The organism is Paenibacillus polymyxa (assembly GCF_001719045.1).
GTDB classification, from domain to species: domain Bacteria; phylum Bacillota; class Bacilli; order Paenibacillales; family Paenibacillaceae; genus Paenibacillus; species Paenibacillus polymyxa_B.
Window position 1 is genome coordinate 3,382,861 of the sequence record NZ_CP015423.1, and the last position, 24,109, is coordinate 3,406,969.

Consider the following 24,109-nt stretch of genomic DNA (forward strand, 5'->3'; position numbering starts at 1 on the left):
TATAGAGCCTCAAGTACAGCATGGAGGATTTTAAACGTAAGTAAAGCAAATCCCCGCTAACCTTAATTGGTCGGCGGGGATCTATTGCTTTGAAGGAATTTTCTAAATCCACCGAATAGCTAAATGAGGTGATCAGCATGAAACATACATATAAGGTGTTAAAGTCGGATATCGAATTTGATAGATATTGTGGATTATGGCGGTACAGTGGAGAAGATTATACCGGAATGGCTAGATACATACCTAATCGGTAATCGGACTATGTTCTTGTCCATTTTCGGCAATCGGGACAAGAACTTGTACCGATAAAATAAAAAAGCCGCTAAACAGCGACTTTCAATGGGACCATGTTCCCGGCAACGTGTCATCACGGTTTGAAAATTCATTTTTCACAAATGCTCGCTCAACATTTAATCATTGCCAATAGTTCAGACCGAGCAACCGCATCGTCTTTATACACACCACGGAATGATGAAGTTTTCGTTACAGTTCCACGTTTTCTAATGCCCCTTCCACACATACAGTAATGCTCAGCTTCGATGTATACGGCTACTCCTAGTGGTTTAAGAACTTTATCCAAGGTATCTGCAATTTGTGTTGTCATTCTCTCTTGTAATTGAAATCTGTGTGCATAGGCATCTACCTTCTGGCTAGCTTGGATAATCCCGTGATGATATTCCCTTGTGGTAGATAGGCAATATGCGCCTTTCCATAAAACGGAGCAAAGTGATGCTCACAAAGAGAATGAAAAGAGATATCTTTCACAAGAACTAATTCATCATAAGATACATCGAAAGACTTCTCCAGAAGGGCTTCAGGATTTTCATTATATCCTTCGGTATATTCCATAAACGCTTTAACAACACGACAAGGAGTCTCTTTCAATTCATCTCTACCTGGATTATCACCACATAACCGAATGAGGTCAGTGATGCCAGCCAACGCACTATTAACTTGCTTGACTTCAATGTCGCTAAAACTATGCCCCAGACCAATTGATTTTTTCAGTTCAAGCAAAGATTCCGAATCAAGATTCATCTGAGTTTTCTCCCTCACTATATCTAGAAAATTCACTCGAAAAATCCCCTGTAAGTGCCATGTGTTTTTTACATCATAGTCTTCTTAAAGGGGATAATTTATATTTTATTTATTAGTCAACATAGAAAGTTAACCTGTATTAAATCAGCGATTATTTCTGAAAATACTTCGCTCCATTATTAGCGATAATTTCTTTGTACCAATGAAAACTTTTCTTTCTGATTCTACGAAGCGTGCCAGAACCATCATTGTTTTTGTCCACATAGATGTATCCATACCGTTTTTTCATTTCGCCGGTACCGTTACTCACAAGGTCAATCGGTCCCCAACTTGTATAACCAATAATATTAACTCCGTCTTTTATTGCTTCAGCAATCTCTGCAAAGTGAAGGTCCAAATACTCAATGCGGTAATCATCTTCAATGGTATCGTTGTCCAAAAGAGTATCTTGGGCACCAAGTCCGTTTTCAACGATAAACAATGGTTTGTTGTACCTTTCATGTAACTGGTTGCAGGTAATACGCATGCCCTTTGGATCAATTGTCCATCCCCACTCGGAGGTTTCCAAGTAAGGATTAATTACGGAACCAAACACATTTCCATCCGTACAATTCTTCAAAATTTCAGGATCAGCACTGGTACAACGGCTCGAATAATAGCTGAAACCGATGTAATCCACAGTATATGTCTTCAGAATCTCCAAATCTTCAGGCTCAAGCTGTAGCTGAATTCCATTCTCAATGAAAAAGCGTTTGGCATAACCTGGATACTCGCCTTTGGACTGTACATCAATCAAGAAGTATGAATCATGCTCCATTTTCATTACTTCCCAGTAATCTTCCGGATTGCTACTGTATGGATATACATTTCCAGCCGCCAACATACATCCCATCATGGCATTAGGAATGATTTTATGACAAGCCTTGACTGCCAGTGCACTTGCTACAAGTTCATGATGCGCTGCTTGATACAGAACTTGTTGTTTGTCCTCGCCTTCTTCAAAAATAATGCCCGCTCCTGTATAAGGAAGATGCAATAACATATTAATTTCATTGAATGTCATCCAGTATTTCACTTTATTTTTATAGCGTTCAAACAGTGTTTTGGAGTATTTTTCAAATAGTTCAATCATGATTCGGTTTTTCCAGCCGCCATACGTTTTCGCCAAGTTCACGGGTAAATCAAAATGACAAATCGTAACGACAGGCTCAATATTGTACTTCAGAAGTTCATCAAACACGTCATCATAAAATTGCAATCCTGCTTCATTCGGAGTTACATCGTCACCATTTGGAAAGATACGGGCCCAGGAGATCGACATTCGAAATGATTTGAAACCCATTTCAGCAAAAAGCGCGATATCCTCTTTATAACGATGATAAAAATTGATAGCTTCATGCGAAGGATAAAACTCGCCATCCTCGGGTACAAATGAATTTAAGTTGCCAGTCGAAACCTGATTACGTTTGGGCCCCGTCGGCATCAAATCAATGGTCGTCAGTCCCTTACCATCAGCCAGGTAAGCTCCCTCAATTTGATTCGCAGCTGTAGCTCCACCCCACAGAAAATTATCCGGGAATTTAGTGATTTCATTAAACATTTCCACGTACCTCCCTATTTTTATACATATACTTTGATTAAATGTTCTTTTTCATTAACCATGTCATTTTTGATCCCTACAATGTCGCGATACGTAGACGTATTCGTGACTATAATGGGGGTTACCGTTTCATAGCCGGCATCCAGGATCGCCTGCAAGTCGAACTCTACAATGATATCACCGACCTGAACACGATCACCATCCTTAACAAATGCATTGAAATGCTGACCTTTCAACTGAACCGTATCTTGTCCGATATGAATGAGTATTTCTACCCCGTCATCACTAATGAGACCAATGGCATGTTTAGTACGGTAAATCGTTTGTACAATGCCGTTCACTGGGGATACGACCCGTCCGTTCGTGGGGCGGATGGCTATCCCTTTACCCATATGCTCTCCTGCAAAAGTCTCGTCTTTAATATCTTGGAGTCTAACAACAGTACCGGTCATCGGACTAACAATTTCAAATGGTTGGTCATTCAATTGACTTGTGTTGGGAATCGGTTCTTGTTTGTCACCCATATTTGTTGACATTGTTTCTGTTGGATCTTTAAAACCAATAAAATAGGTCAAGACAAACCCAAAAATAAAGGCAGCTGCAGTTGCGATAAGCGACATGTAAAAACTGAAATCAATGCCGGCTGCCTTATTTACGAAATTGGGATAGCCAAACACACCGAGGCCCCCAAGAATATAGAATTTTGACCCGGCATATCCCAATAGGCCTCCACCGATCCCTCCGGCAATACAACTCATAATGAATGGTCTTTTTAAAGGCAGGGTCAGGCCATATATAGCAGGCTCCGTGACGCCAAAAATCCCTGAAATGAATGCCGGTACACTCAAAGCTTTTGTTTTTTGATTTTTGGTTTTGATCAGAACCGCTAGAACCGCACCGATTTGCGCAAATGAAGCTCCAAAAGAAAGCGCCATAATCGGATCTGATCCTAGTGTGCCAATATTCAGCAACGCAATGGGAATAATCCCCCAATGAAGTCCAAAAAGAACCAAGACTTGCCACATTGAGCCTATGATTAATCCCGTTAAAATGGGGCTAAATCCGTAAATTTCGGTAGCGCCCGCGCCAATTAAATTCCCTGCCCATGTAGAGATCGGACCTATAACCAAAAAAGTGGCTGGGACGATAATAAGCATCGTAAAAAAGGGAACCAAGAAAGTTCTTACCACTTGTGGAATAACTCTTTTTAGATACTTTTCTAATTTTGAGGCAGAGAATGAAGCCAGAATTATAGGTATGACAGAGGAGGAATAACTCATCAAAATTACAGGAATACCCAAAAACGTGATATGAATTGGAGATTCAAAAATGGTTCCTCCAAACAAAACGTATTGTAGATTTCCTTCACTTAAACCCGACAACGTCGGATATACGAGAGATGCTCCTATAGCCATTCCAATAAAGGAAGACCCACCGAATTTTTTCATTGCAGTGTACCCTAGAAATACGGGGAAAAAGTAAAACAGACAGTCGCCAGTTGCTTTTAGCAATTGATACGTCCCAGATGTTTCAGTAATCCAACCGAAAGACAAGAACAGTTCATTGAATCCTTTAATCATTCCTGTTGCAGCCAATAGGCCAAGTAATGGCTGAAAAACACCTGAAATCATATCAATAAAACGATTGAAGATGTTTCCTTTGGATGTTTTTTCGTCATTTGAATTTAATGTCTCTTCATCATCTGAAGACCATTTTCCAATTTTAGTTATGGCTTTATGCACATCTGGAACTTCGTTCCCAATAACAACTTGGTATTGCCCCCCACTTTGCATAACCGTAATGACCCCAGACAAACTTTTTAATTCTTCCGTTTTGGCCAATCCTTCGTCCTTCAATTGAAAGCGCAATCGTGTTACACAATGAACAACGCTGGTAACGTTTTCAACACCGCCAACTCCAGACAAAATCTCCTTGGCCAACTGGTCATAATTCATGAATGCTCTTCCTCTCTGGCTGTGACTTTGCATCAAAAAAAACTGAATAGCTGTCCGGTGCATAGATCTTAGACAACATCACCATGCTGGAAGTTTAGCGATCCAGATATTGCCCTTCGACGGTTACATCCTGTAAGGCTGTGTTAGCAATTTTCTATTTGTCACAGGCCTCAAATTTTGTGAAAGTTAGCTGAAGGTACGTCTTTTCTGGCCAGAAATGGTATTGCCTGATTGAACAGTCACAATCCAGTTGATGTACAAGCTCCCTTTGCGGACAATAATAAAACAATCTTTTTTGAAAATGCAAGGTTTTTTTCTCTGGAATTTAACTTGTAGAGAGAAATTCACATGAACATTCTTACATTTCATATATGTAGTAATTTTGGCCCAAATAATTAAAAAATAATTTGGACTTGATTGCTATTTAATCACATTACTTTGTATTTAACTGTTACTGTCGCTTTGACCTACTTTAGATTTCATCCTGATTCTCTCCGAATCAGATTATTGACAAGAACAAACCTTTGCTTTTATACTGATACCGAAAGAACGAAATACTAAAACCCGATGGATGTGGATTTTTCTAGAGAGTCATCTCTATTTTCGCCACACGAATGCCTTTACGCATTTGTGTGGCTTTTTTGTATTCAAAAAAGGAGGATTGTTTATGAAGTTGTGGCATTATGCAGTTATTGTTTTCTTGGGAGGTTGTTGTTACGGCATACTTTCCACATTTGTTAAACTGGCATATAGCGCTGGTTTTTCAACACCAGAGGTAACTGGTGCGCAGTATTTCTTTGGTGCAGTTTTGAGTTGGATATTTGTAATTTTTGCAAAAAATAAAAACCTTACGTACAAGCAGGTTACAAAACTCCTTCTATCCGGAATTCCATTTGGACTGACAGGCATGTTTTATTATCAATCGCTACAGACCATAAATGCTTCTCTAGCTATCGTCCTTTTATTTCAGTTTGTTTGGATTGGGACACTATACGAATGGATTCTCCAGAAGAAAAAACCAACCAGAAGTAAACTTATCTCGATTGGAATACTGCTCATCGGTTCGGTTTTGGCGGCAAACATTTTTTCTGAGGGTGATCTCTCGCTCTCGTGGCAAGGAACGATATGGGGGCTATTGGCTGCTTCAACATTTGCTTTATTTGTTTTTCTTAGTGGTGCTGTTGCGAAAGAAACTTCGCCCATACTGAAAAGCGCCCTTCTTTCAACCGGAGCTGTTATTACTGTTTTTGTAGTATTTCCGCCAACCTTCTTATTTAACCCCGATGTGCTGGCAGGATTGAGTCCTTTTGGATTAGTCCTCGGAGTGTTCGGAGTAGTGTTGCCTCCGCTTTTGTACTCCATAGGTATGCCACATATTGGTTCAGGAATGGGTACAATTATGACTGCATCTGAATTACCCATGGCCGTTATTATGTCTTCTCTTGTATTAGGAGAATTTGTCGGCTGGTCTCAGTGGATTGGCGTTATCATTATTTTATGCGGCATCGCATATAGCAACATACGACAAAGAACATCCAGCCCGGAATCTTCAATGAAGGAACATACTGCACTTTAATCTAAACGATACACGAGGATAAAGGGGCATGCTATCTTATCCTTATACAATATCAAAAAACTCATCATATTAGGAGGTTAGATAATCATGATTTCAGAACAAGACTCGAAGCTTTTGCAACGCTGTGTGGAACTTGCACGAATTGCGCTGGAGCATGGAGATGAACCTTTTGGTTCTCTACTTGTGGACCAACAAGGGAACGTACTGGAAGAAGATTATAATCATATTTCTGGGGGGGATCATACTCAACATCCGGAATTTGCTTTGGCACGATGGGCTGCTAACCATATGACACCAGAGGAACGAGCAAAAGCAACGGTATACACATCTGGCGAACATTGCCCAATGTGTGCAGCTGCTCATGCATGGGTTGGATTGGGCCGCATCGTATATGCGAGTTCTTCTGCTCAACTGGTTCAATGGATGGAGGAATTGAACGTTATGCCAACGCCGATCTACAATTTATCCATTCAGGAAATCATTCGCGATGCGAAAGTGGATGGCCCTGTACCTGAGTTAGCTAACCAAATTAAAGCACTGCATGTGGAGATGCATCAACGAACTAAATGAGCATGCTATTATAATAGTAGAAAAACATTCTAAGTTAGTTCCAATAACATGTCAATAAATAGCAGTTAATTCCATATATAATAAAAAAGAACATTGAATTGTTTTTTTGTTGGATAAGTTCAAATCCTTACTTAGAATAAGAGCTTTTTTACATATAAAAAGATGCTTTAAGAGTAGGTATAAATGGCGCGATTATATTTAGATCATTTAGAAAAGGAACATTGTTCTTTTCCTTTTCAGCAGGCCACTGTGATATGTTAGATCTGGTGATAAAGACGTGGAGGCGCACAGAGAACATAAAAGTTATTAGCTTGTTCTAGAGTAAGATACCTAACTCTATGGGGGCGGGAAATTCTATACTACGGGATATTGTCATCTGGAGGGCCGGGATCAAAATCTAAAGATCATCATGCTCGTAGGAGACGAGAAGGAGACTTAAGAGAGCATTAAGGCATCAGTCTCGTCTTATTGCCTCAATTACTTTCTTCTACCAAATCTTCTACCGAAATACGGATATCTAGACTACCAGTAGGAACCTTATTCTTGATAGTGCAGGCTATAGGAGTCTTGTAAAACCCACCAAAACTCTATTTCGACGCACTCGTAATGCGTAGGCCGGGGGTTCAATTCCCTTCACCAGCATAGCTATCATCTCAAGCACAGCGCGGCTTCCAAGCTTTTTGGAGGGCGCGCTTTTTTATGATTCTGGACAAATTGTGACAGGGAATAAGTCTATGTCTGTTAACCAGATAGATCGCATTACTGAGGCTCAGATAAATAGTTGTAAAATGACAAGACATGCTGATTTGGGTGCCAACCTTTGGCGGTATGTCTTGGTAAGTGTGAGATGTGTACTGGAAGCCCTAGTCGCTGTGAGCGACCAGTCCGGTCACGTCTTTTTGCTTGGCAAAGGCTTTGGCGAACGTCTATACAATCAATTCGTTGTCGTTATGTTCGCTGAGTTGGTGGGCTACAATTTCATTGTTGAATTATCTTTAATCGCAGATAGATATACCCAGCAACCCCCTACACGATATTGCGTGATATCTGTGACCCATTTTTGATTAGGTTTGTGCGCCTTGAAATCCTGTTTTAGCAGGTTTTTCGCCACACGACCTTCCGTAGAAGAAGTTTCAACCGGTGCGTAAAATCAACATGCTCATGCCTACAGTAGCTGCTAACTATAAGCCCTTCTCTTCTTCTTCCGAATTAGCATGGTCAGGAAAAGGAGGACAGGCAGAGCAATTTGAAAGATAGGCCAGACTTGAACCAAGGCTACATGAAGACCGAACCACAAAAATTCGGTTAACCTAGGAGATAGAAACGTAAGAGAGTATATGATGATGCTTAGCAATAGTAAAGCAGGCTTATATCTAAAGGGGGTTATCGTTTGAAGCCCTATGACGGCACCAAACATAAAACCAGCCGTTTTGATTCCGAGTCCAATAAATAGAATCATCGTAAACAGGACATCAGCTCTCTCAACGATCTTCGGTAGCTCAATTAGTTGAGTAACCTCAAACAAGGGATAGGTGCTTGATGCTGCCCAATCTGGACCTAGAACAAGGACTGATAGTTCATTCAAAACGATAAGGAACACAGCAGTGAACCAGTAAACAATGATGATCGATCGCTTTAACTTACGTTTATCCGTGACGATCTTGAATAGCACAAGAAAAAGAACCGTTTGACCGAAAGGAAAAGACACGATCTCGGGAATGGCAGCCTTCAATACGGGAGTTAAACCGCTCTCCAATACAGGAAATAAAAACTCAAAGTGAATAAGTCCAGTAAAAAGAGTAAGCAATAGTAAAATGCCGTAACCAAACACCAACAGAAGCAAAAATATATGACATAGAAGGAACCAGACTCTCGGTCCAAACCATACCACATCGGCACAGACAATTAACGCTATAAACGTAATAACTTCGGTAGGGGTTCTGTTCAGCAATGTCAATGCGCCGAGCTCACCCATGTCCCTGACATTCCTGGAAGCTTCATAAGCAAAGTAACCGATGAACAAAAGTCCCCCCAGACTACCTATCCATTTTCCCCAATAATGGCATAGGAGCTCGTACAAATCTCGATGTGGATCAAGTTTATGCATGTATAAATACATGATTAGCAGGACGAAGCCCGCAAGTGCACCTATCAGCATGGCTAGCCATGCATCCTGCTTGGCTTTAGCTCCCAATAGGAATAATGTTGTACTGCCAACCTGAAACAAGGAAAAAGCGATAGCTAACCCGGATACCCTGGTGACGGTTTCATTCATACTGTTTAGGCCCCTTTTTACAAATAGGTTAGGTTTGACTTCCGATATGCTTCTGCAGGAGTCCAGGACGCTGAATTCGTGCATCTACTCGAATATCCAGTTCTATCTTTTTGAACTCCTGCTCCCAGTCTTCTTTCACCGTCTCCCACTCCCTTGGGAACCTTCGGTGAATCCGGTCAGCAAAACCAGTTGCATCCACGCCCAGTTCCTGGAGTTTATCCCAGCCCTCATTTATCGTTCTGGTCACTTCTTTTCCAATCTCTTTTTCCATATCATGTATGGTTCTTGTCTTGGAAATATCCTTAGTGCATGTGCTTTCATTTAAAGTTCCGTTAATTTTAACTCTAACCTGCATGGTGTAATGAAAACTCGTTTTTCTGGGTATAAGTTTTACATCTGCAGAATCTACTGTTAGAGAAGAGTGCATTTCCCTACCGAGTTGTTCGCTGCATGGGAACGAAATTTCGGTGTTATTAACCTTTTGGGACAGATAAGATACTCCCAGACTCTCTTCCTTGTCGAGAAATCCTTTAAGCTTTCCGTTTTGAAACACCCCTAATTTAGTCAATGCCAGCTTGAGCGGGGTCGAGGTTTTTTTAAAAACATCCAGACTCTCTGCTTCCTTCTCGTTCTCATGGTCTCTCTCTCCGATTAATTCGGCGACTGGTACCCCAATGGATTTGGAATCCGAGTTCATGCTCAATACGAAATCATAAACCCTAACTTTCGGAAACAACGATAAACTATCGCTCTCTTTGTCGATCAATTCAGCCATGGCGGCGCCTTGAAGTTTTTCAGGAGGCAATAATTTCTTTATTAGATCGGATGCTAGTCCATCCGTTATAATTATAGATACCATTTCTCTCGCTTCCGTATTACGAAGATAAAAATCGATTAAACGATCCATTCCCTTCTCAGCCGCTCTCTTACCGATATATATAACACGATTATGTGCTATGTAGATTCGTCTTGATGTTTCCAAATTGCTGTACGATAACGCCTGGTTATAGGTTTTGGACTTTACAGAGAATACATGGGATGCGGGTTGGGAAGAGCTTCCCGATCCTCCTCCGGTTCCACTTGCAATGGCAGAGGGAACAATAATCTGATAGGACACCATCCACTGTCCGTCGTCCATCATATCTACTCCTGTAGCCGCAGTTACCCACAGCTCATTCAGTTCGACTCGATTCCAGCAACCCGTCAAACTGAATAACACGACCAAAATCATAAAAAACCTTCCTAATAGGGACATACCGGTTCCTCCTTACGCCATGGGATCTCGGCCATGTTCCCCTGCCTGTTCTGCAAATGATTCCTGTTCCGTTGCCTGTCTTACTGGATTGGAATCCCCAATCATTACCGGCCGTTTCTTCATCATCCACCAAGGTGCACGCACAAACAGGTCTTTCATATTGCTCTTATAGAAAGGTGCGATCGGTATCATATAAGGAACACCGAACGAATTCATAGATACTAATCGAACGAGGATGGGAACCAAGGCCGACAAAACGCCGTATAACCCAAATAAACCCGCCACCAGCATGAGTACAAACCTGAGCAAACGAACAGCCCCCGCCATATTGATCGAAGGTAACACAAAGTTGCATATAGCCGTGAATGATACCACAATCACCATAGCTGCGGACACCAACCCCGCCTGAACGGCAGCTTGTCCAAGAACCAAAGCCCCAACGATAGAGATTGCAGGCCCTACAGCGCGCGGCATTCGTACTCCTGCTTCGCGGATAACCTCGAAGGTCAGCTCCATTAGCATTGCTTCAAGCAGGGCGGGCAATGGTGTATTCTCTCTCTGTGCAGCCAGAGTGATAAGCAGTGTTGTAGGCAGCATTTCCTGGTGAAACGTAGTTGTTGCAATAAAGAATGAGGGTAATAGCAATGCCAAGAAAAAGGATGCCATCCGAACGATTCGAAGAAAAGATGCCAAATCATATCGCTGGTAGTAATCCTCACTGGATGCGATAAACCGAAAAAGGGTTACGGGAGCAATCAGCGCAAATGGGGTCCCATCAACCAATATCGCTACCAGCCCTTCAAGCAAGCTACCTGCTACAGAATCCGGGCGCTCGGTGTTATGAATGGTTGGAAATGGTGTCCATACCCCATCCTGAATAAATTCCTCGATATATCCACTTTCGAGAATACTGTCAGTGTTGATGGAGTCTAACCGTCTGGAGATTTCCTTAACCACCTCCGGATCTGCAATGCCTCGAATATATGCCACCGATACCTTTGTCTGCGTGTATGATCCGATAATTCGAGAATCAAAGTGGAGTTCAGTTGATTTGATCCTTCTCCGAAGGAGTGCGATATTGGTGGATATATCCTCTGTAAACCCCTCTTTAGGGCCGCGAATTACTGTCTGCGATGTTGGCTCCTCAACCGCTCTTTTAGCCCCCCCGCTGATAGAAGCAGCAAAGGCCTTGGTGCTGCCTTCGACAAGGAGACCCACCTGTCCATAGAGAACGGCATGGATAAGTGCTTGCTCCTTTTCAAGGCAAGTGATGCCCCCAATAGGAATACGATCCATCAACCAACTTTCAACATTACGATCAGAGAGATCCCCATTTCGAATACCTGCAGTGAGCTCCTCCAGTAGTGTCGTTAAAATTTGCTGATCAATCAGGCCCTGAAGAAAAGCTACAGCGAGAACCGGATTACCCTGTTTATCGTTCAAGCAACGAAGAATGAAATCCGTGCTATGTCCTATTTCGTACTTCAGCATGGTCACATTGTTCTCAAGCGTGCCACTCAGCTTCTTGGATAACTCATTCGATTTTTCGTCATTAACTGGTTTAGGGCTCCTGCCATTTTTGGATCGTGGAGGCTGTTTAAACAGCCATTTTTTTAACTTATCAATCACAGCAATACAGTTCCCTTCTAGTTAGCGGTCAATTGTAATATGCTGCTATTCCACGATTTATATGTACTGTTCTTGTAAAAGATGGTTGCAACCCAATCCATTGCAACTATGATTACAAATTGTGGAGGCCCCTGTTGCCTAACGACGTATTGTAGTCTACAGGCTTATTCATACTGAAATATATTTTAAAATCCGCAGTATTAGAGCAACAGAAGTAATTTAAGATATAAGTTTAGAAAAAAGCAGACTGACTCTAGAAATTGAAACAGCGACAGCAAAGGACGGAGAAAATAAAGTCCTAGACTGTCGCTGTTTTCATTGAACTAACGCCTCTGTGTTAGTTCAATCTAGACTGATGTAAATCTTGTTCATCCTAAGCCAACCAGGAGTTTAAAAAAGAGTATTTTCTTCGAGCAGTTGTGTTTCACGTAGATCTCTAGCCTTCCGAACAGAGGGCGAGTAAAAAACGTCACTATGCATATGCTGAATTTTATCCCAGTTGCCAGGATTAGTCGTGTCTGGAGAACGGTGCTCCAGAATGGCCTGATATAGGGCCGTTTTTTGTTCCAAATGGGCAACGTGCTGTTTGGCTTCTTCGAGCTTAACGAGCGCCGCTTTCTTATGCTCCATCATGAGTGTGTAGCGTTGCGGAATGGTCGAATCCCCTTCGAGACAGAAATCGACGTACATTTTAATGACTCCAATCGGCATCCCGGATTGCTTGAGACATTTGACGCCATGTAACCAGTTGATCGATTCTTCGTCGAACATCCGAATGTTGTTTTGATTGCGCTGTACGCTTGGTACTAGGCCTTTATCCGTGTAAAAGCGTACAGCGTGCTCGGTGAGTCCCGTTATCTGGGCGGCTTCTTTGACTGTATACATGTGGAATCCTCCTTGGAAAAGTAAATTTTTTTGAAGACGGCTTGACTTCGTGTAACACGAAGGCGATAGGTTTATTGTAATGCAGGTCGACCGTAAGCGTAATCCCACTGAGGTGCCCGATTTCCCAGTTCCGCGGCCGTTTGCTTTACATTTGAACAATGGGAGGAAATAGAATGCAAACCGTGACATTAAACAATGGTGTGAAAATGCCGATTATCGGCTTTGGTGTCTACCAAGTTCCAGATATTGAAGAATGCGAGAACGCCGTATATGAAGCGTTGATGGCTGGTTACCGCCTGATCGACACCGCCGCCGGTTATCTGAATGAGGAAGCGGTCGGTCGTGCGATCAAGCGCAGCGGCGTACCGCGTGAGCAGCTGTTCATCACGACCAAGCTATGGGTTCAGGATGCCGGCTACGAGAGAGCCAAGCTCGCATTTTCCAAATCCTTGAAGAAGCTGCAACTCGACTATCTCGATCTGTACCTTATTCACCAGCCGTTCGGCGATTACTACGGTGCTTGGCGTGCGATGGAAGACCTGTACCGCGAAGGCAAGATTAAGGCGATCGGTGTCAGCAACTTCCTACCCGACCGCCTTATGGACCTCATCGTTCATAACGAAATCGTGCCCGCCGTCAACCAGATCGAAACGCACCCGTTCTACCAGCAGACAGAGAGCGCAGCTTTTATGAAAGAGCAGAGAGTTCAACATCAGTCGTGGGCCCCGTTCGCTGAGGGACTTAACAACATGTTCAGAAACGAAGTGCTGGTCTCGATCGCAGAAAAACACAAAAAATCCGTCGCTCAGGTCGTATTGCGCTGGCTTGTTCAGCGTGAAGTCGTTGTAATCCCAAAATCGGTGAGAAAAGAGCGGATCGTTGAAAACTTTGACATTTTTGATTTTGAGTTGAGCGCGGACGATATCGAACAAATTTCGACCCTCGATACGCGGGAAAGTCTTTTCTTATCGTACCGTGACCCGGAAGTCGCCAAGATGATGGGCAACTGGAGAGTCGATCTGTAAACCTTGAATCGAACCGTAAACTGATCACGCGTTTATCCTCATCTATAAAGAAAGGACAGGGCGGTCTGAAGTGAACCCTGTCCTTTCTTTACTTGAATTGACCCTTGGATTCGCTTTTCTGCTTTATAATGATGTCATCTTTCGCTTAATCATAATAAAACCTCCTATTAGAGCAATCATTTAGGGTTCTCTTCTGTAATTGAATCGCCAATGTTTTTTAACACTTTTAAATCTTATTGAAAAGGTGTGGATAAAAATGTTGGAAAAATCGGTACTGCTGCTTATTGTGGCTAGCTTTTTGTTTATGGTTAATGTGCCGGATCAAGCTTTTAACCACCATCATAGCATTCCCCCTCAAGTTACCAGTGGAGGAGTTAAAGCAAAAGCCCTGCTAACCTTATGGTTGGCAGAGCTTTTTCGTTACCGGAACTCCGTATTTGTTTTCGCAGCCCCTATCGTAGATTCGCTTAATTTATTTCATTATATCGTTCGACTGCCTTGCTTAGCTTATAATTGAAATTCTCAGGTGTGCCATCCGTAGTGTTCAGGAACTGGCCGTTCAGGTCAGAATCAGATACAGGTTCCTTCTTATTGATGCGTTCAATGACTTTCGAAGCAGCCGCTTTTGCCTCAGTGGCTGAATCAACATAGTTCCTGATACTGAAGCTATTAATCCCTTCTTTTTGAACTCGATTCTTGTCTTTTGAGATTGTCATGAGCGCACTCAGATCTGCGGTCATGATGTCGTATTTGGCTTTAAACTTCGTCATATCAAGCTGCAGCACATTGTCGGCGGTGATACCCTGCTCATCCATTTCAATGGCCGTAGCCTCGGCATCTATCATGAACTTCAAGGCATTATACCTGATCTGCTGGTCTGAATCCTTGAGTTTTTGCAGTTCAGCCAGACGTTGCTCGTTACCCAACTTTTGCATAGCTGTGAAGTATTGTTTGGAGACAGTCTCGTAAGCGAGATTGGCACTTACCAGCTTGGTATGCAGCTGTTTTCCTTTTGCGAAATCATCATCCACGTAGCCTTTTGTATCATAGTAGGCTTTCATCTCGTCGAGGACGGACAACAGATCATTGATGACTGGTGTCAGTTTGATCACTACGGGGTCTGCGTTCGCAAAAGCAGGTTGGCTTGCGGTATAGCCGTTCGCTTTATCAATAACTTCCCGCTCAGTTTCAGCAACGCCGAGCATGATGAAGCTGAAGTTCTTCTCGATTACAGGCTGTGTATCAACTCCGAACTTCTCGAAATAATGTACCAGAACCTCATTGATTCTGCCTGTCATCAAGTTATTCAGCCTCACATACGCATTGTATTTTTCGATTTCTTTGCTCTCGCCGGACGTAACACCTGCAGACGCTTGATCCACGGTGGATGTAATGGCAGAACAAGCGGACAACATTGCACCTAACATGATAATGGCAATAAAGAATGATAGCTTTCTCAAAATAGTGATTCCTCCGACTGAGTAATTTAACGTGCTTTTCTTTTGTAATATGTCTGAATAGGAGAGAGAACAATTGACCTCTTCTGGTCGATTAAATTCCCTCTTCGCCGCATATCAATGTTGATTGTGACAATCTATTCAATTTTAAATTTATTTGGTGAGTAGGTCTTGAGACTTGAGTAGCATATATTGGAACTGTCCTGCTCGTTAGCTTAACGTCGCCGTTCAGATTAGTCTGCAACTTTTTAGCAGGATGCTGTAATATGCCAGCTATGTATCGAAAAGGTGTGGATGACCAATGTTGAAAAAAATGGTACTGCTGATCATCGCGGCTAGCTTTTTGTTTATTGTTACTGTGCTGGATCAAGCCTATAACCACCACAATAGTATTCAGCCTTAAGTTACCATCGGAGGTGCTTAAACGTAAGCAGAGCAAATCCCCGCAAACCTTAACTGGTCGGCGGGGATTTTTGTTGAACGATCTATGGAAGAGTGTGTTGAATTGTGCTGGAATTTTAGGCTTTAACTGGTTCAGGTCTTTTTAATTGAAGAGGGGGAGGTATTAGCCAACCCTTTTCTTTGTTCATTTTTAGAATACGGACTCCCAAAGCAGTCTTAGTTAAATGATATTTCGCAAATAAAGCCCCGATGTCTTCTCTAATGGATTGACCCATAGCTTGGCTGCAAGACGTCAATCCCACAGAGGTATCTAATGCGATTTTAGCTGCAATTTCGGGATCAGTAAACCTTGCACCAACCGGGATATCCTCAAGTTTCACAGGGGGTCTTTCAGGCAAAATAGGAGCTGGGGCAATCCCATTATCAGTAAGCATTGCGTCGCATTCTTGGATTTCTAGTTTAGCTTGATCAATAAGATCATCCAGTACTTTTTTGAGCTCTTTGTCTCCTGCGTGGTTTAAGCATGCTTGGTAAAATGAAACGCTGCCTTTCGCTAACGCTGAAAACTGCCACACACTATAAACTTCTCCGTAATGCATGGGCTCGTCTTTTGGATTCCCGCTTAGGATACCCATTATAAAAACCACTCCTTTTTTAATTTTAATGATATACAAATTTATGATTCCCAGTAGTGAAGATTTAATGTGTGTATAAGAAATAAGTTCTACTGGGCATGCTAAATACATTAAAAAATTGATTGCAAACACAAATCTAAAGGAGTGGTTTAGGTATGTTGAAAAAAATGAAGATAATGGTTGTTGTTGCATTAATGATTTCAAGCTTTGGAGCGGCAGTAGCATTTGCTGAAAACAGTCAAAATAATATGGGCACAAACGACAATGGTAGAACACAAATGCTAACTACTAATAATAATGATGACGATAATGATAATTGGGGATGGCTTGGTTTGTTGGGGTTAGTTGGATTGGCAGGTTTAAAACGTCGCGAGCCTGAAAACCACAATAAAAGATAATCGTAAATACAACTCAAAAACAACTTAACAATCCCCGCTAACCATACTTGGCCGGAGGGGATTGTTTTTATTCGAACTATGTCTTTAGACGGAAAATAAAGATTAAGACACCACTTTTGATCTCTGCGATGATGGCTAGTTTCTCTTTCGCGTTCAAAATATCGGCAACCTTTTGGTTTTACACTAACTGTATAAAATAGGATATTACACCTATAATAACACAGCCTGTTTTATTCCAAACGTAAGAGGAGCAGATGAATGTGAAAAACAAATGGTTACTGGCGTTGCCGTTAACCTTGGGCTCGTTTTCAGCATGACTCCGTTAGTAGTCGCGCAAGCGAAGGTAGGCGAGGAGAAGAACTCTGCTTGCCTAAGTTCCAAAATGGTGCAACTGAAAGGCGATATGCAGAAGGTATGGATCGACCATACGATATGGACGAGGAACTATATTGTCAGCGCCATATCTAATCTTTCAAGATCAGAAGGACGTATTGGACCGGTTAGCGGACATCCTGACAGAAGGCATTGTTAAACAGTTCCCTGGAAAATTTTAAGTGAGCGTTATAAGCGCTGCCAAGCAGATTAGCTTTCTATAATCACCCCAAAGGGTGGTATAGAAAGCTCAAGCACAGCGCGGCTACCAAGCTTTTGGAGACCGTGCTTTTTGTTGGAGTGGGTATTATTAAACAATTAATCGAATTAGAGTAAGAGTTTGAAGATTTCACTTTAAGTAAACTTAAAAACCAGGGTAGTTCATGAACAAGAAAATTTATAATAATCCTATTTTATTTCAATAATTTTAAAAAAGAGGAAATTATATTATCGGTTCAACAAGTTCTTTTTAGTAGAACCTTTTTTACCAAGAAGCCGCCTCGAAATGTATTTCCAATACATATACTTAGAACATGATTATATGAAGAACTAGTTTTCGAGAAAAATAGGGAAGTTCGCTTTTATGTAAAATAATATTTTCTTAATTTAAAACGTAGAATGGAGGGAACTTCTTGTGCCACGAGCTTCAGTTATACTGCCAGTTTATAATACTGTGGCTTTTGTTTGGGAAGCAATCCACAGTATTTTAGTTCAAACCTACTCCGATTTTGAATTAATTATTATTGATGATGGCTCAACAGATGGATCTGCTTTTCTTATTTCACAGATAACAGATCCTAGAGTGGTTAAAATCTTTCATAGTACCAATCAAGGTTTGGTCGCTACTTTAAACGAGGGATTCAATAGGGCAACTGGTGAATATATCGTTCGTATGGATAGCGATGATATTTCTACGCCAGATCGACTGGATGTGCAAATATCATTTATGGATCAAAATCCCTTAATTGATGTATGCGGTGCTGCTTTTACTACATCTAATGGAGGGGCACTTAAGGTGAATCCGGCTAGTCATGAAGAAATTAAAACATGGTTGTTATTTCATTGCTGTATCTGCCATCCTGCTACAATAATACGCAATAGCATGATACATCGGCTAAACATTCAATATGATAGTAGTTATCCTCATGCCGAAGACTACGAACTGTGGAACCGATTAGCCTCTCAGGTACAAATAGCGAACCTCCCCATAAACTTATTGTTTTATCGTCAACATAAAGGACAAGTGTCCATTCAGCACAGAGCAATACAAGACGACACCGCTCGGAGAATTCGGCAAAGACAGTTTAGCCAGTTGGGCTTGGAATTATCAGATGAAGAGAATCGGATTATGCTGGATATTCTTGAGTTTAAAATTAATCCCTATGATTATAATTGCTACATTAAAGCAGTAGGATTTGCGAATTGGGTGTTGGATCAAAACTGTAAGTATCAGATTTACAATCAGAAGCTATTAAGCATGGCTTTTTCACGGTGTATATCCCATCTTCCATATTAACAAAAATATCAGCAAGCGATCGGAAAGTATCCTAATATCCCGCTGGCATAAGTAATGGGGTGTTTTTATGTTTACCTGAATGCCCGGTCATAGAACGTATTTACACATATATTAAGATGACGACAAATAAAGGAGGGCTAAAGCTATGAGCGGATGTGCAGGTGCAGCTGTTTGCGGTGTGTGGACTTCTACAGCGGCCATTTTGGTGCTCTATATTCTCTTGGTTATCATCCTTAAATCATGTTGGGTTTAATTTTGTGAAAAGAATTGTATGATAATGTCCCATCAATCAAGTTCAACGACTTTCTTTCATAATCTGCCCGAATTTAGATTAGATTAGATAAAAAGCTCTGCTAACCTTAGGGCTACCCGTTTATTTAAGCTGAGTTTACGGGCCGCATTTCATGTTCTATCCCCCTGCTATAGAGGGCCGATCCTATTCCAGAACACTCGTAATGCGTAGGCTGGGGAGGGAAATGCAAACAGTTTGCCCTTTAGTAAATCTAAAAAAGGACTCTATGGGCATTTAACCAGATAGAGTCCTTCTTGTTGTTTATTTCGTTGAATACTCGTTAAAGATAAGGGCTTACTTGATTAAAATTTATTGATTTTCCTTCGTGAGAAAAGAAGCTGCTAACAATGTAGTATTCGTATAGCCACCTGAAACATTTTCATATGAAAAATTAGCGATAGGAACTCCAATAACTGTAGCAACGTCTCCTTCAAAAATTTCTCCACTTGCTCCCGGATAAACTGCCATTACTGTATTATCATTTTCATCACTAATGTAAACGATCGCCGTTGTCCCTATAGGAATGTTATCTTCTTCTATGTCTATTACATCGCCGGTTATTTTCACAAATTTGTTTAAGTATAAATTCAGATTTTTATTTAAGTGTTTTGTTGTTACAGATTTGTCTACTAGATTAATGACTTTGCTTTTATCTGTGGAAGGAAATAAGTCACTATTTTTAACAATGAAGTCATAAGAGGTTTGTTCCATAGAAGCTTGATCTTCTGTTAACACGGGTGTTCCATCTTTCAAGAATTCAGCAAATAAATATTCTTTATCTGTGACCTCATTTGTAGAAGCTTGCTGAGCAGTATTTTCATTGCTTACTGTTTGTTCAGTAGCAAAGGATGTACTTGAAGACCCAGACCTTGTCGTTGTTTCTTTAAAATTGCTTCCACAAGCTGTTAGAGCTACAGAAAGTAGAGCAATGGATAGAACTTTTTTTAACATGACGAATTCTCCTGTGAGTATCCTCATCGGTTGAGGTAGTTGCTCATTTTATCTTGTTACCTTTATTATCGAATATTAATGTTGAATACATAATACTTTTAAGTTTTAACAACAAGGATATACTGTGTTGATAAAAATTGTATAAATGGCTGATTCTATCAAATTAGGAAATGTTGCATACCCGGGGGTTATCACTTCACCAATAACTTACAAACTCAGGCACAGCGTGGTATATAGGTTTTTGGGGCCGCATTTCTTTGTATAAAAATGGAGGGTGAAATAGTATTTAAAAAAATAAATATTTTATATTTTTGGTTTGTGCTAATATATCTCTATTCAATTACAACTAGAAAAGAGGATATTGTGTGCACCATGACAAGGAATTAAAGCTTGCAGAAACAAATATTGCAAAAGGTATTGCTGTAATACTACTTTTGATCCATCACCTCTTCGCTTTTCCTGATAGATTAAAGTATGACTATGTTTCATTATTTAGTTTATTTCATGAAAGAGGGGAATTTTATTTAGGACACTTTGGTCAAATAGCAATATCTATTTTTTTGTTTCTAAGTGGTTATGGATTATATAAGAGCAATGTTCAAAATCCACATCATTTAATGCAGAAAAGCTTTACAAGATTAAGCAAAATAATGATAAATTACTGGGTTGTTTTTTTGCTTTTTATCCCAGCTGGTCTATACTTCTTTGGAAATTCTGATAGATTTCAACATAATTCAATAATGGATTTTTTGCGGAATTTTATAGCGCTCTCAAGTTCATATAATGGTGAGTGGTGGTTTTTATATGATTATATTCTGCTGCTATTAATTTTTCCGGTCAGCTTTCAAGCCATTCAACGTAACGCATGGGTAACTCTACTCATTTCCGGTCTTGTTTTTTATAATTCATATTCACAAGGCAATTATTACAGTATTATGTATTGGCAGCTACCGTTTATGATAGGGTTGTTCTTTGCTAAATATAAATTGTATTCATGGATGAGTAAGATTTATAATTCCATCATATTTAATAACATACTGTTTGATATTATAATAATTGTAGTGTTATTTCGCTTTCGTACCACGAGTCAATTATTTGAGAAGACAACGATTGATATGATAATTGCCCCTTTATTTATCCTCGTTAGTATTCATTTAATGAATAAATTAAAACTAACCAGACCTTTTGCTTACTTAGGTAAAAATTCAATGAATATTTGGTTAACCCACACCTTTTTTTGTTATTACTATTTTCAGAGTATTGTTTTCTTCCCCAAGGTATCTATCTTGATCTTGTTGTGGCTAACGTTGTTAACGGTACTTACTTCAATTGTAGTTAACAGCATCATTAGTCTCATTAATAACAAAGTGTACACTAAAAATATTGATCTGAGTACAAACAAAGTTGGGGGCCAAGTGTAGGGTTCTTGCTATTTGTTTGAAAGAGGCTACTGAATTGTACTTCACGGACACTCATTCGAGAGTATTGTGATTAAACTTAAGCACAGCTTCCAGACTTTTTGGAAGCCGTGCTTTTTTGTTGAAATAAAACGATTTGCAAACCTTTAGTCTAGAAAAAATGTATCGTCCAGTACAGCAGTTTAGGCGTGATTTCGAGATTAGAGTAAATATCAAGAAGAACTTCATTAGCATATTAGCCGATATGAAGTCCTTCATATGTTTATTTAGTTGAATATTCGCTTACTTCAAATGTGAGAATTTTGTTGAAGATTACGTAGTCTTTGCGATTACTGAATGGACCTTTGTTGTTATTATGCTTGTCAATGGCAAAGAAAGAGGCACCTCTTCCAGCATCTTTAGCGTCATACCAAGCGATGAAGGCATTGAGTTCTTTTTTACTCAGATCGAATTCTTTATCAAATCCATTGTCCATAGTTACAGTCAGAATGGCGCGATCACCAGTTGGTTGGGAGGCCCCATCTGTATCTGACGGATCAGGTGTTGTAGATGGGTCAGGCTTTGTAGAAGGATCCGGTGTAGTAGATGGATCAGGCTTTGTAGAAGGATCCGGTGTTGTAGATGGAGCAACTGGGTTAGTATTATACATTTCAAAAGCTCCAAGAGTCAGAATATTTTGCCCATTATTCATTGATACATTTAGACGATACTTTATATATTCTTTTGTGTTACTAAATGTAAATTCTTTTTTTACAGGTTGGTTCCAATTACTTTGATTTTTTTGTGTATCAAGAATGATCCATGATGTTCCATCCCAGCCTTCAAAAGTCCAATCTTTTGGAGATTCGGCTTTGTAATAATTGCCTCCACGAGCTTGTAATACATATTTGTTTACAACAACTGGTTTCTCAAATTGGTAACCAATCCATCCAGGGATGCCATTTGCAGCTGTAGACCATCCGTTATCATTAATGAATTGATCAAAAACGGTCCATGGTTGATGACTATCACTATAACTACTGCTAGCACTAGCGATTCCAGAGGGAATGTTGTTCCCTGACATTTTTGGGATTAAGTTAACATCACTTGAGCTAGCAAAAGAAGAACTTGCAAACACAGATGCTAATAAAAAGATAGATAATAGCGAGAAAAATATTTTTTTCATGTTAAATCCCCTTTTGTTTTATTTATTCATTAAACATACAAAAGCCAAAAAGGATTGTCTAAACATTAATTCCTATATATATAAATAAAGGGTTAATTTAGGGTTTGAATTTTTGAGATAATGATCGGATACTTTGAGATAGAAGGGCTTAACGAATTATATGGAGATTATTTATTCTCAAATGGTGTCTTTTAGCTATTATTTTTCTGGTGATTCTGTTTTGTTCGAGGGTATATTTAATGATCTTCAATAACGAAGGTTCCTACAATAATATTATACGAGCAATTCGCGTCCAGTTTAGTTGTGGGAGTATCTAATTTAATTGTTTTTGTATCACTATTTGCTAAGTAAGAACACGTGTTTGGGATTTGTTTCTATTGTTTTAGTAAACGATGGATTCAACTTAAAGTTTATTTTACTATCGACAAAATGTCCTTTTGGATAATATATCGTTCTATAATAATAGAAGCTTTGTCCCAACGTAAAAAGGACCCTCAGCATCTGCGGTCCTTTTTGGGTTATTCAGTACTTTCCTTGGCATTTGATATGTAATCAATTTCAATAATGTCCCCGATATTTGTAATTTCAAGTACCTCAATAATCTTTGCCAGATGGTCTTTATTCAAAACACTACGGGAGCCACGGACAATTTCACTAATGGTACTTGGGCGTAGCCCTGTTAACTGAGATAAAGTCCCTTGTGTCATTCCTTTTGACTCCAGAATCTTTCCAAGCTTGACCACGATTATAGCTTTTTTTGACATATAATCGACCGTTCCTTCCCCTTGATTCTTGCTTAGTTATGCTTGTGTTGATTTTAAGTGAAACTAAAAGATAACGCAAAAAGATGTTGACAATAACGTTATATGGTTATATTATGAATAACGAAATAACGTTAAATTGTAACGTTGATTTATGCGATGGTAGCAATCTCGTTATTGTCATCGTTGATGATAAGTAGTGTCGAAAATACGCATCTAATCAGAGTGATTCTTTCCTATTGTACAGCAAGTAAATCTGCAATTCTACGTGAGTGAACATGAGGCAGTATATATTCTTGATGTGATGAACACAGCTGTTAGCAATTTAATTCGCAATTTTGCTTATAACAATGTATTTTCGATATAATATGTTAAATTGTGGTTGCTTCAATTACCCCCTCTATAGCAAAAACACTAAATTCCCTTCTTACCTAATGGGTTATGTAGCAGCGATTCACTATCATTACGATCAGGTGCCCTTACCAAGTTGGACGGATAACACTACGAAGGAGTGCAGAAAAATGGAGACTAAATCAACCATACTAGAATGGGCGGCAATGGTATATGGACCTTTTGACCATTTATATATGTATGAAATATATGAAGGTGTGCTTTATGGTGGACGCTACTTCTTTCACATTGAGGACGGACGTTTGTGGATGCGTCATGTACGCAGAATAGAACACCCAGAACATACACGCTTATTCGTCGATGGAGACAGTGGTGGGCTGCAATTGGCAGAAGGCATTCAGCGTGACCTCATGGAGGTTGTTTCGGAAACCATTGACCAGCTACGCTCAATGGATGGCATGACTTTTTTGCTTAACGAACTGCTGTGGTTGGAAGGAGAGGATCGCTATGACATCCAGTTGAATCTCGTAAAGAACAAAGGCTAACACGAACATAAAGAAATTTTTGTCATAGAAGGAGTTGT

The 24,109-nt window shown here is 40.2% G+C and carries 20 protein-coding genes, 1 tRNA gene and 2 pseudogenes; 11 read left to right on the forward strand and 12 right to left on the reverse strand.

All coding sequences use genetic code 11. From position 1 onward, the window contains the following. Window positions 1–403 precede the first annotated feature (403 nt). The 3 genes and pseudogenes from folE to AOU00_RS15120 all read right to left on the reverse strand — a co-directional run bounded on the left by folE (window position 404) and on the right by AOU00_RS15120 (window position 4,593). Window positions 404–1,038: pseudogene (gene folE / locus AOU00_RS27595) on the reverse strand (GTP cyclohydrolase I FolE). 151 nt (window positions 1,039–1,189) lie between these two features. Then, window positions 1,190–2,638: a 6-phospho-beta-glucosidase gene (locus AOU00_RS15115; RefSeq protein WP_081330715.1), complete on the reverse strand. Its 1,449-nt coding sequence runs from the start codon at window positions 2,636–2,638 to the stop codon at window positions 1,190–1,192. Between the two features lie 20 nt (window positions 2,639–2,658). Continuing rightward, window positions 2,659–4,593: a beta-glucoside-specific PTS transporter subunit IIABC gene (locus tag AOU00_RS15120; protein ID WP_069290948.1), complete on the reverse strand. Its 1,935-nt coding sequence runs from the start codon at window positions 4,591–4,593 to the stop codon at window positions 2,659–2,661. Window positions 4,594–5,260: 667 nt separating this feature from the next. On the opposite strand from AOU00_RS15120, the gene AOU00_RS15125 reads away from it, so the two are divergent. The 4 genes from AOU00_RS15125 (at window position 5,261) to AOU00_RS26295 (ending at window position 7,803) form a co-directional block, all read left to right on the forward strand. Further along, on the forward strand, window positions 5,261–6,169 hold the full coding sequence (locus tag AOU00_RS15125) for an EamA family transporter (RefSeq protein WP_061830035.1): 909 nt from the start codon (window positions 5,261–5,263) through the stop codon (window positions 6,167–6,169). Window positions 6,170–6,256: 87 nt separating this feature from the next. After that, a complete protein-coding gene (locus AOU00_RS15130) occupies window positions 6,257–6,739 on the forward strand; it encodes a nucleoside deaminase (protein ID WP_061830034.1) in 483 nt (160 codons plus the stop codon). A gap of 555 nt (window positions 6,740–7,294) precedes the next feature. Continuing rightward, window positions 7,295–7,381 (forward strand) — tRNA-Thr (locus AOU00_RS26290). Between the two features lie 146 nt (window positions 7,382–7,527). Next, window positions 7,528–7,803 (forward strand): hypothetical protein, encoded by a 276-nt coding sequence (locus AOU00_RS26295; protein WP_155765241.1) that lies wholly within the window; start codon window positions 7,528–7,530, stop codon window positions 7,801–7,803. 113 nt (window positions 7,804–7,916) lie between these two features. On the opposite strand, the gene AOU00_RS15140 is transcribed toward AOU00_RS26295, so the two are convergent. The 4 genes from AOU00_RS15140 to AOU00_RS15155 form a co-directional block, all read right to left on the reverse strand. After that, a complete protein-coding gene (locus tag AOU00_RS15140) occupies window positions 7,917–9,014 on the reverse strand; it encodes a GerAB/ArcD/ProY family transporter (protein WP_069290950.1) in 1,098 nt (365 codons plus the stop codon). A gap of 28 nt (window positions 9,015–9,042) precedes the next feature. After that, entirely contained in the window at window positions 9,043–10,269 is a 1,227-nt protein-coding gene (locus AOU00_RS15145) for a Ger(x)C family spore germination protein (RefSeq protein ID WP_069290951.1), read from the reverse strand. Window positions 10,270–10,281: 12 nt separating this feature from the next. Then, window positions 10,282–11,898 carry a spore germination protein gene (locus AOU00_RS15150; protein WP_069290952.1) on the reverse strand — a complete coding sequence of 539 codons (1,617 nt, stop codon included), beginning with the start codon at window positions 11,896–11,898 and terminating at the stop codon, window positions 10,282–10,284. A 390-nt stretch (window positions 11,899–12,288) separates the two neighbouring features. Continuing rightward, a complete protein-coding gene (locus tag AOU00_RS15155; protein ID WP_061830029.1) occupies window positions 12,289–12,783 on the reverse strand; it encodes a MerR family transcriptional regulator in 495 nt (164 codons plus the stop codon). A 173-nt stretch (window positions 12,784–12,956) separates the two neighbouring features. Between AOU00_RS15155 and AOU00_RS15160 the strand changes: the two genes are divergently transcribed. Continuing rightward, complete coding sequence (locus tag AOU00_RS15160; RefSeq protein ID WP_069290953.1) at window positions 12,957–13,808, forward strand: aldo/keto reductase; 852 nt, start codon at window positions 12,957–12,959, stop codon at window positions 13,806–13,808. Window positions 13,809–14,275: 467 nt separating this feature from the next. Here the strand turns inward: AOU00_RS15160 and AOU00_RS15170 are convergent, their stop codons facing one another. Further along, window positions 14,276–15,268 (reverse strand): YiiG family protein, encoded by a 993-nt coding sequence (locus AOU00_RS15170; protein WP_069290955.1) that lies wholly within the window; start codon window positions 15,266–15,268, stop codon window positions 14,276–14,278. 515 nt (window positions 15,269–15,783) lie between these two features. Further along, window positions 15,784–16,302 (reverse strand): DUF3231 family protein, encoded by a 519-nt coding sequence (locus AOU00_RS15175; RefSeq protein WP_069290956.1) that lies wholly within the window; start codon window positions 16,300–16,302, stop codon window positions 15,784–15,786. A 155-nt stretch (window positions 16,303–16,457) separates the two neighbouring features. Between AOU00_RS15175 and AOU00_RS15180 the strand changes: the two genes are divergently transcribed. The 4 genes and pseudogenes from AOU00_RS15180 to AOU00_RS27095 all read left to right on the forward strand — a co-directional run bounded on the left by AOU00_RS15180 (window position 16,458) and on the right by AOU00_RS27095 (window position 18,841). Further along, the gene (locus AOU00_RS15180; protein WP_069290957.1) at window positions 16,458–16,700 is read left to right on the forward strand and encodes a WGxxGxxG family protein; all 243 of its coding nucleotides are present in this window, start codon (window positions 16,458–16,460) and stop codon (window positions 16,698–16,700) included. 260 nt (window positions 16,701–16,960) lie between these two features. Beyond that, window positions 16,961–17,203, forward strand: a pseudogene (locus AOU00_RS15185) (glycosyltransferase); the annotation flags it as partial. A 503-nt stretch (window positions 17,204–17,706) separates the two neighbouring features. Continuing rightward, complete coding sequence (locus AOU00_RS15190) at window positions 17,707–18,588, forward strand: glycosyltransferase family 2 protein (protein WP_061830024.1); 882 nt, start codon at window positions 17,707–17,709, stop codon at window positions 18,586–18,588. Between the two features lie 145 nt (window positions 18,589–18,733). Further along, window positions 18,734–18,841: a hypothetical protein gene (locus tag AOU00_RS27095; RefSeq protein WP_023986758.1), complete on the forward strand. Its 108-nt coding sequence runs from the start codon at window positions 18,734–18,736 to the stop codon at window positions 18,839–18,841. A 348-nt stretch (window positions 18,842–19,189) separates the two neighbouring features. Here AOU00_RS27095 and AOU00_RS15195 read toward each other — a convergent pair whose 3' ends face one another. Next, window positions 19,190–19,831, reverse strand: coding sequence for a hypothetical protein (locus AOU00_RS15195; RefSeq protein ID WP_061830023.1), 642 nt, complete (start codon window positions 19,829–19,831; stop codon window positions 19,190–19,192). 365 nt (window positions 19,832–20,196) lie between these two features. On the opposite strand from AOU00_RS15195, the gene AOU00_RS15200 reads away from it, so the two are divergent. Next, window positions 20,197–21,252: an acyltransferase family protein gene (locus AOU00_RS15200; protein ID WP_061830022.1), complete on the forward strand. Its 1,056-nt coding sequence runs from the start codon at window positions 20,197–20,199 to the stop codon at window positions 21,250–21,252. 259 nt (window positions 21,253–21,511) lie between these two features. On the opposite strand, the gene AOU00_RS15205 is transcribed toward AOU00_RS15200, so the two are convergent. Together AOU00_RS15205 and AOU00_RS15210 are read right to left on the reverse strand one after the other, a co-directional pair. Then, on the reverse strand, window positions 21,512–22,414 hold the full coding sequence (locus AOU00_RS15205; protein WP_069290959.1) for a discoidin domain-containing protein: 903 nt from the start codon (window positions 22,412–22,414) through the stop codon (window positions 21,512–21,514). 518 nt (window positions 22,415–22,932) lie between these two features. Then, window positions 22,933–23,178, reverse strand: a complete 246-nt coding sequence (locus tag AOU00_RS15210) for a helix-turn-helix domain-containing protein (protein WP_061830021.1) — start codon at window positions 23,176–23,178, stop codon at window positions 22,933–22,935. 518 nt (window positions 23,179–23,696) lie between these two features. On the opposite strand from AOU00_RS15210, the gene AOU00_RS15215 reads away from it, so the two are divergent. Next, entirely contained in the window at window positions 23,697–24,071 is a 375-nt protein-coding gene (locus tag AOU00_RS15215; RefSeq protein WP_061830020.1) for a hypothetical protein, read from the forward strand. Window positions 24,072–24,109: the final 38 nt, after the last annotated feature.

Bases quoted from the DNA above. Each gene is read 5' to 3' on its own strand.
- AOU00_RS15115 (WP_081330715.1), bottom strand. From the start codon at position 2,638: ATGTTTAATGAAATCACTAAATTCCCGGATAATTTTCTGTGGGGTGGA.
- AOU00_RS15120 (WP_069290948.1), bottom strand. From the start codon at position 4,593: ATGAATTATGACCAGTTGGCCAAGGAGATTTTGTCTGGAGTTGGCGGT.
- AOU00_RS15125 (WP_061830035.1), top strand. From the start codon at position 5,261: ATGAAGTTGTGGCATTATGCAGTTATTGTTTTCTTGGGAGGTTGTTGT.
- AOU00_RS15130 (WP_061830034.1), top strand. From the start codon at position 6,257: ATGATTTCAGAACAAGACTCGAAGCTTTTGCAACGCTGTGTGGAACTT.
- AOU00_RS26295 (WP_155765241.1), top strand. From the start codon at position 7,528: ATGACAAGACATGCTGATTTGGGTGCCAACCTTTGGCGGTATGTCTTG.
- AOU00_RS15140 (WP_069290950.1), bottom strand. From the start codon at position 9,014: ATGAATGAAACCGTCACCAGGGTATCCGGGTTAGCTATCGCTTTTTCC.
- AOU00_RS15145 (WP_069290951.1), bottom strand. From the start codon at position 10,269: ATGTCCCTATTAGGAAGGTTTTTTATGATTTTGGTCGTGTTATTCAGT.
- AOU00_RS15155 (WP_061830029.1), bottom strand. From the start codon at position 12,783: ATGTATACAGTCAAAGAAGCCGCCCAGATAACGGGACTCACCGAGCAC.
- AOU00_RS15160 (WP_069290953.1), top strand. From the start codon at position 12,957: ATGCAAACCGTGACATTAAACAATGGTGTGAAAATGCCGATTATCGGC.
- AOU00_RS15175 (WP_069290956.1), bottom strand. From the start codon at position 16,302: ATGGGTATCCTAAGCGGGAATCCAAAAGACGAGCCCATGCATTACGGA.
- AOU00_RS15180 (WP_069290957.1), top strand. From the start codon at position 16,458: ATGTTGAAAAAAATGAAGATAATGGTTGTTGTTGCATTAATGATTTCA.
- AOU00_RS27095 (WP_023986758.1), top strand. From the start codon at position 18,734: ATGAGCGGATGTGCAGGTGCAGCTGTTTGCGGTGTGTGGACTTCTACA.
- AOU00_RS15195 (WP_061830023.1), bottom strand. From the start codon at position 19,831: ATGTTAAAAAAAGTTCTATCCATTGCTCTACTTTCTGTAGCTCTAACA.
- AOU00_RS15205 (WP_069290959.1), bottom strand. From the start codon at position 22,414: ATGAAAAAAATATTTTTCTCGCTATTATCTATCTTTTTATTAGCATCT.
- AOU00_RS15210 (WP_061830021.1), bottom strand. From the start codon at position 23,178: ATGTCAAAAAAAGCTATAATCGTGGTCAAGCTTGGAAAGATTCTGGAG.
- AOU00_RS15215 (WP_061830020.1), top strand. From the start codon at position 23,697: ATGGAGACTAAATCAACCATACTAGAATGGGCGGCAATGGTATATGGA.